4 protein-coding genes and 1 pseudogene are annotated in these 8,366 nt (G+C 45.2%); 3 read left to right on the forward strand and 2 right to left on the reverse strand.

Going from position 1 to position 8,366, the window contains the following annotated elements; genetic code table 11:
• Nucleotides 1–326 precede the first annotated feature (326 nt).
• A complete protein-coding gene (locus G519_RS52740; protein WP_244280345.1) occupies nt 327–515 on the forward strand; it encodes an IS3 family transposase in 189 nt (62 codons plus the stop codon).
• A gap of 4 nt (nt 516–519) precedes the next feature.
• Here the strand turns inward: G519_RS52740 and G519_RS0136865 are convergent, their stop codons facing one another.
• The gene (locus G519_RS0136865) at nt 520–726 is read right to left on the reverse strand and encodes a DUF1657 domain-containing protein (protein WP_029198827.1); all 207 of its coding nucleotides are present in this window, start codon (nt 724–726) and stop codon (nt 520–522) included.
• 343 nt (nt 727–1,069) lie between these two features.
• Here G519_RS0136865 and G519_RS48245 point away from each other — a divergent pair, with 343 nt between their 5' ends.
• On the forward strand, nt 1,070–1,405 hold the full coding sequence (locus G519_RS48245; protein ID WP_268633516.1) for a YhcN/YlaJ family sporulation lipoprotein: 336 nt from the start codon (nt 1,070–1,072) through the stop codon (nt 1,403–1,405).
• Between the two features lie 550 nt (nt 1,406–1,955).
• Here G519_RS48245 and G519_RS46455 read toward each other — a convergent pair.
• Nucleotides 1,956–2,584: pseudogene (locus G519_RS46455) on the reverse strand (IS6 family transposase).
• Nucleotides 2,585–2,795: 211 nt separating this feature from the next.
• On the opposite strand from G519_RS46455, the gene G519_RS0136885 reads away from it, so the two are divergent.
• Nucleotides 2,796–8,366: glucoamylase family protein (locus G519_RS0136885; protein ID WP_029198829.1), on the forward strand; the 5,571-nt coding region annotated here is incomplete at its 3' end.

The following is an 8,366-nucleotide window of genomic DNA, read 5'->3' on the forward strand; positions in this document are numbered from 1 at the left end:
CCCCATCACGTACGAGGATGTTTGCAGAAGTTTGGAGAATAAATATCGATAACACCATAAATAAATGAGATCGCCTAATCAACGGATTAAACTCTTGCCGTTGGTTAGGCGGTCATTTCATTGAACACAGGCAGTTTGTTCTTTTCACATAGTCAAATAAATGAATTCTTGATTTAACCGATAGATTAATACTGCTGTAATTTGCTAATTGAGCAAATTACAGCGGGAGGTTTCAAGATGATCTACACCCAACATTTTCCAAACGATTTGTCTGGCTATGAGTCTTCGGGCATATGAAAGATGAACTCGAATATCGAGACCGTGAGATGCTTAAGGATCTACGTATGCGTGTTAACGAATACATAACGCTTTACAATTCCGAACGCTACCAGTGGGCGTTAAAAAAGATGACTTCTGATGAATCAGAAGTCAACTCATCGCTGCTTAAGACTAAAGGTGAGGTCTTTTCTCAATGTCCAATTAAAGGGGTGCACTGCATTTCACATCTTTTTTAAATAATTAAAATCCTTTATACTGCGGTTCTTCTTGCTCAATTTGGTGAACACGAGGATTAACTTGGTCAATAATATTTTGCGTCTGTTGTGCAGCGTTTGTGTACAATGTTTTTGCTTCTTGATTTTGGGTACCTAATGCAAATGTTTCGAAACTGGCTTGAGCACTTTTTAATGAAGCAACGGCTGTTTTTAATTGTGAAGCGACTGTCATTGTTTTCACTCTCCATTTTCATAAAATAAACTACTTGTCTAATATGGCGTATGAAGATGGAATTAATAAATGTAAAAAATTGAAGTATAGTTAAAATAAGTAACAGTAAATTACCGTATAATTAATTTTTCGAATGAGGAAGTTATTGTGACGATTATTGCGACAGGGTGCACGAACAATGCAAATAATCAGATAAGGCAGACGTGAAACCTTTGCTGATTCAATTAGGAATGATAAATGTGTGAATGGAAAACGAATCATAAAGCATATTAAAGGTATATTACCTGAAGGAGTGAAGCTAATTGTTTAAAGGGTTACATTGCTTTTCATCATTTCGGTTATTATGATTGGTTGCACGACGAATAATAACCAAACGCAACAGCCAGGGGTTCAAATGCAGCAAGCCCAAGATCAACCGCAGAAGAATTTGGATACCCTCGTTCAAATCGCCAATCAGGCGGCAGAAAAGATCACACAATTAAATGGCGTGAGGCAAGCGAATGTGCTAGTGACACAGAGAAACGCTTATGTAGCTGTCGTTGTGAATGACACTGAAGGCCAGCTCACCAGCAAGATCGTCATCAAATATAATTCAACGGGCATAATTTTTGGCATATCGCGTGAGAATTGTCATGCTTTAGCGTTCAAATGTTCTGCCTTTTTCTTTGTAAATACATGACCTTCCACAGATTTGCTTACGATAAAGTCATATTATCCTCCTAGGAGTCTCCAATAGATATTCGACTAGATAAATCATTTGTATACCGCATATACAGCGGCATTTTTACTTTCTGAAGTGTTACTTTATTGATACATGAATATATTTCATATTTCGAAAATGTCTTGAATGAAACACTTATTCAGTTATATTAGCAAGGCAATAGGTATTATGAAGTTTTGTTAACAGTTGTAAAGATAAATAACAATCTTTATTTTCCTAATTTCTGTTCCATTCTTAGTATCTCATTGATTCACTAACGAACATAATTAGGGGGTAATTTTATATAAATACATCTTATAACCCGTGTTATTACTGAGTTTTTAATAACAAACTTTATTTTCCTTCATCAGCTGGTCAGGGAAAATAAAGTTTGTTAGTAGAAAGTAAAGTACGTTAGTGGAAAATAGAGATCGTTATGAATGTTCACATTTAGGGGTTTGTTAGACTAACGAGAAGGTATGTTAAAACTGATAAAAGATACCCGCAAATTTGTGGTTTGATTATGCTGTCAAACGAGGGCAGACGAATGATTGCATTCGACCTGCCCTTTCCTTATCATATGCATGGCTTCGATTCCCGCGATTGTGTGTTCTGCAGTTTCAAAAGACTTGAAACCCAACATTGGTTTAATGACTTTCTTTATGAATCGATGATCTTATTCAATAACATTGTTAAGATATTTCTGTTGTCGTAGGAAGTGCTTCATGTTTTATTGCCTTCTCCCTTCAATTGCTAAACTGCGGTAGGATAAGCTGGGTTTTTATCGACAGTAATCACGCGCGGCGATTGATTGTGTGGTGATGTTATCGCTTTCATGAAAAATCGTTTGGCCGCGGGAGCATCTCGATTTTCAGATAGTATGAAGATATTTCCATTGCCCTTTGACTTTTATATAGGTCTCATCCGTTCTAAAGGACGTTTGTCTAATTCCGGCCCAAACTGATGCACCCATCGCATAATGGTTGTATCGGCCATATCAATACCTCGTTCTTTCATCATTTCTACTAAATCACGATAACTTAGACTATATTTCAAATACCATCTTACAGTTAGCAAGATTACCTCTGATTCATATTGCTTCCACTTAAACAAATCGACTTCCTTTTTCAACGTAATTGCCCCATCCCACGACTTCATTTTAATCATGTTATCATGTATTTTAGAACTTTGCACCACAACCACAAAGGAGATTTCTGACATCAACATATCCCTCTTTGGAGTATGAAAATGCCACTTTTACTAATTAAATCATGCAAAACTGGGGATAATTTGATTGTCCCGGAATCCTTCGTTGTACCGGACGACAGTACGGCTAGAAATTGTTAACAACTGATCTCCGGAGGGGCAAATGGCTTATAATACTGAAAAACTTTGTCAAAGAGCGAGTGAACTCGCATTGCAGCACACGCCAAGTGTAGTGCGAACTCATCCAAAATACGTATGGAATCAATTCGATGAAGACAAAGAGAGCTTAAGGGAATTTGTAATCTCGTTGCAAAAAAGTCCCGCAAGTTGTGCTTTACCAGCGGAAGAATGGCTGCTCGATAATGCTGAATTTATTGAGGAACAGGCATTAGAGGTGAAAACTAGTTTTTCGAAACGCTCCTTTGATTGCTTACCGCGCCTTCGAAAGAACGGCATATTACGCATCCAAGCTCTTTGCGAAGATTATTTGGAGCAGGTTGACGGTGTATTGGATGAGGAAACCATTGTTCCCTACATGAACGCTTATCAGGAAGTTTCCGCATTGACGCTTGCCGAGACCTGTTCCATCTCGCTCATCCTTCGGGTGACCTTGATTAGAAGGCTGTCCGAAACGATGGCACTTGTGCGTGATCGCCGAGAGGTTTGCATGGAAGTTGAACGGTTACTTTCACGGATAGAGCCTTCCAGGTTAAATCCGGAAGCGATCAACGCAGAATTGGAAGCAGCCGGGCAGACTGTTCCGCTATCCGGACCGTGGATCGTCCATCTGATCAGTCACCTGCGCGAGTGGGCAGAGGATTCCGCATCCGTGCGCGAATGGTTGGTATGCAAATTGGAGAACGGATCTGATGACCTCGATCGCATCGTATCTTACGAGCATCGGCTTCAGTCAGCCTTTCAGGTAAAGGCAGGTAATTTGATTACCAGTTTACGCAAAAATGAGCGTCTCAATTGGAATACTCTGTTCGAACGGATTAGCTTACTCGATCAGAAGCTTCGACAAGAAAGTACGGGCGTCTATTCTCTTCTTGATTCTTATAGCAGGAATGAGATTCTTAAACGTGTTGAAGGATTAGCTCGCCGTATGCGTGTGCCAGAAAACTTGATCGCAAGTACAGCGGTAGCTCTCGCGAAGGATGAGAAAGAACGAGTGGACGAGGAGCGTGAGAAGGAAGATGACTTACCACGATCGACGTTTGCGGCTTACTTTTTATTTGAACCGATAGGAATCAAGAAGTTAGAACATTCATTGCGAACATGCAGCCAGCCCCGTCAAGTAAGGGGAACCAGTATTTCGCAGCGAGCAACCGGCACTTATTTTGCCTTGCTAATCGGTTTGTTCGTACTTGCACTTATTGTCTCTGCCGCTTGGATTGGCGGTGTACGCGGTTTTACGCCGGCAGAGTGGGTAATCGTTTTGCTTATGCTTTCCCTTCCTGTAAGCGAATGGGTCATCACATGGCTTCATTTTGGCATTGAGCGATTTTTCCGCCCCCGGCCTTTGCTGCGTTATGATTTTTCAAACGGTGTGCCTTCGGATGCAACCACGATGGTCGTCATTCCTGTCATCTGGTCTACACCTGAGGAAGTGGAGGAGCTTACGGATCGACTGGAAATCCATTATTTGGCCAACCGTGATCCAAATATCCATTACGCTCTTTTAGCAGACTTTACCGATGCTCCAGAGGTAATGCTTTTGGAAGACGAAGCGCTTGTTGCCTTCACCAAAGAAAGAATCGGGAAACTAAATCGGAGGTATGTCAGCCCAGGAGGAGCGACCTTTCATTATTTCCAGCGCCGCAGACAGTGGAACCCTGCTGAGGAAGTATTCATGGGATGGGAACGCAAACGCGGAAAATTGGTGGAATTTGTCGAGCTGCTTAAAGGAAGCAAGGAGACGAGTTACGACTCTATGATTGGGGATACGGTTGACCTCCCGCCAATTCGTTATATTATTACGTTAGACGCGGATACACAGCTTCCTATGGGAAGTGCGCAGAGGATGATAGGTACGCTGCATCTTCCTTATAACAGACCGCGCTTAAATCAAGCGCGAACTCGTGTCGTTGAAGGATATGGCGTACTGCAGCCGCGAATTGGAACTAGCCATGAGTCGGCCATGCGGTCGCGGCTTGCTTACTTTTGTTCAGAGCCCGGATTGGATCCGTATGCGTTTGCCGCCTCAGATCCTTATCAGGACGTAATGGAGCAGGGGATTTTTACGGGAAAAGGGATTTTCAATGTAGATGTATTTGCGGAAGTTTTATGCGAACGCATACCTGAAAATACGGTGCTTAGCCACGATTTGCTCGAAGGTGGGTTTCTGCGGGCAGCTCTGCTATCGGACGTTGAACTGATCGATGACCACCCGTCAAAGTTTCTCGCTAATCAAAAGCGTATGCACAGGTGGGTACGAGGAGATTGGCAGCTGCTCTGCTGGCTATTTCCCCGTGTTTGCGACCGTCGGGGAACGTTAAGGCCCGTCGATCTGTCCGCTATTACACGTTGGCAAATGATCGACAACTTACGCCGCAGCCTTCTTCCGATTGCTTATCTCATACTCTTGGCACTTGGTTTAACTGTTCTGCCTGGATCCCCGGGGCGTTGGTTTCTTATCATTCTCGCAACCATGCTCTTGCCGATTATCCGACAACTGTTTCTCATTCAGACAGCCGTTCAGCATCCCCAGAGGTTGTTGTCTACGGCTATACACGTCTTAATGAATATCTTGACCTTACCGTTTCAAAGCGCGGTTCTGCTCGATGCGATCGGTAAAACCATATACAGACTGTCGATCAGCAAACGTCGTATGCTTGAATGGACCAGTTCTTCTCATATTGAACGAAGCAATAGGGGAAACCAACACGCATTATTGCTTAACGCACGCAGCGGATATGGATTGATTATCCTCTTTGCAGTAGCTGCAGCTATGTGGCAGGAGCCGGGACTAAGATGGATGGGCTTCACACTTAGTTTGATTTGGGCTTTAGCTCCTCTTGCTGTTCGCTGGCTGGACCAGCCAGTTGCACGCGAAGAGCTGCTTCTCACCCCTGTGGAAGAGGCTGAATTGCGGGTTTTGGCCAAACAAATTTGGGCGTTTTATGAGGATTATGCCGGTCCTAAAGATCACTTTCTGCCACCGGATAATGTGCAAATCGAGCCTCCAAACGGAGTTGCGCATCGTACGTCTCCGACCAATATCGGTTTCTTGCTAACTGCTGCTCTAGCCGCGCGGGATTTCGGGTTTATCGATACACCGGAGCTTGTGGAGCGTGTAGAGCGTACTGTCGGCACCGTCGAACGGTTAGACAAATGGAACGGGCATCTGTATAACTGGTACGATACTCTCTCACTTGGCGTACTGCCGACAGCATATGTCTCAACAGTGGACTCGGGTAATTTCGTGGCCAGTTTGATGACGGTCAAACAAGGGCTAGCGCATTGGCTAAAGAACGATTTCACCATGAGCAACCAGCCAAATCAGATAGTTGTTGGAAGCCATAAAGGGTTAAATGTTGAGTTTGCCGTCGAGCTCGATCAAATGAGTCCTGGAGAAATGACGCTAATCGGGATGGAAGAGCAATACGCTGATAAGGAGACTGAAGACAGATACTCGTCGACTCAAGCGGCCTCTATGGATTGGATGGAGCTCGGCTACAATCTGATCGCCCGTCTCGAGACATTGATTACGGAGACCAATTTCAGGACGCTTTATGACGATAAAGCCCAATTATTCGTTTTAGGGTACCATGCGGCATCAGGCGAGCGTGATAACATTCTCTATGACCTGTTAGCTTCCGAAGCCAGACAGACAAGCTTTGTTGCGATTGCACTTGGGCAGGTATCGGTGTCCCATTGGCTAGCGCTCGGCAGGACTGTAAAAAGGCAAGGGAACCAGACTACCTTGGTTTCATGGTCCGGGACGATGTTTGAATACTTGATGCCATGGCTGATTATGCGTACTTATCGGAACACCATCTGGGACAGCACCTATCGAGGCGTCGTAAAGCGGCAAATCGAATACGCTCGTGAACGGGATGTTCCCTTCGGTATTTCGGAGTCCGGTTATTACGCGTTTGATTATCAGATGAATTACCAATACCGGGCTTTCGGAGTTCCAGGCCTCGGTTTCAAACGCGGACTTGAGCAAGATTTGGTTCTTGCGCCTTATGCGACGGTCATGGCCCTTCCTTTCGCGCTGCGTGAAGGCTTGAAGGATTTACACCGAATGGAGAAACTCGGGGCGCGCGGACAATATGGCTTTTACGAAGCCATTGACTTTACCCCCGGGCGAATGCCTGAAGGAGAGACTTGCAAGATCATCCGCAGTTTTATGGCGCATCACCAAGGAATGAGCTTGCTGACGCTTGCCAATGTACTGCTGCCTAGTAAAATGTATGATCACTTTCATCGCGATAAACGCGTACAGGCGGCGGAACTGTTGCTGCAAGAACGGATTCCTTCTCGGGATTCCATTATGAATCGTGAATTATCGGGACAGTCGCGGCTCGAAAAACCGAAACCGGCACAGAATGCCCCCCCGCGGGATTATGACTCTGCCGATACTTCGGTTCCGGAAGTGAATGTACATTCAAACGGGGCGTTCACGACGATGATCTCCAATAGCGGCAGCGGATTCATCCGGTTCGAAGGCATGGATGTAACACGCTGGCGGGAAGATCCAGTGACGGACCACTGGGGAAGCTATATGTATATGAGGGATGTCGCAACGGAACAGGTGTGGTCTCCGTCCTTCCAACCTTGCCGCGTCTCGTCAGACAAGCAGCGGGTGCAATTCTCGCAAGAGAGATCCACTTTCCTGTGTGAGGTAGAGAATGTGCACTCAACTCTTGAAATCAGTGTGTCGTCCGAATCGAACGCGGAAGTCCGTCGGTTAACGCTTTCAAATACAGGGAGTGAAGCGCGGATCATCGAGGTGACGACGTTTCTCGAAATCGCGTTAGCGCCTCACGAGGCGGATAAAGCACATCCGGCTTTCACTAAATTATTCGTTGAAACGCAATTTGAGGCTGATGCGGAATGCCTGCTAGCCCGCAAACGTCCCCGGGATAGCGGGGAGAAATCCGTGTGGGCGTTCCATACATTAACAACCTGTGGCCGACCGCTTGGTCCTGTGGAATTTGAAACAGACCGTGCCCGATTTATTGGCAGGGGATACACATTATCCAGACCTAGAGGAATCGAAACCCGTCTTGGCAGCACGGTTGGCTCTGTAGCCGATCCTGCATTTATCATGCGGCGTCGTTTAACCATCCAGCCCGGTGAACATGTCCAATTAACCGCTGTTACAGGCGTAGCAGAATCGAAGGAGCAAGCGATTGACATTGTTCATCAGTTGTCCCAGGAACAACAAGTCGAAAGGGCTTTTCAACTTGCTTGGACGAGGACTCAAATCGAATTACAGCATTTACGTATTACCGCTGCCGATTTAGCAGTCTTTCAATTGCTCGCGGGTCGTACGCTGTATACGGCTCCTCTGCGGCCGGAGCGTGAGAGCAGTATAGCTGTTAACCAAAAGGGACAGCAGGGACTCTGGGCGTACGGCGTCTCCGGAGATCGGCCCATTGTGATTATACGGATCGCAGATACGATGAATCTATCTTTTATTAACAAGCTTCTCATTGGATATGAGTATTTACGCCATAACAGGCTGTTCATCGATCTTGTCATTTTAAACGAATCGGCAGGGGGG

The sequence above is a fragment of the Paenibacillus alginolyticus DSM 5050 = NBRC 15375 genome, from assembly GCF_000422905.1.
Classification (GTDB): domain Bacteria; phylum Bacillota; class Bacilli; order Paenibacillales; family NBRC-103111; genus Paenibacillus_E; species Paenibacillus_E alginolyticus.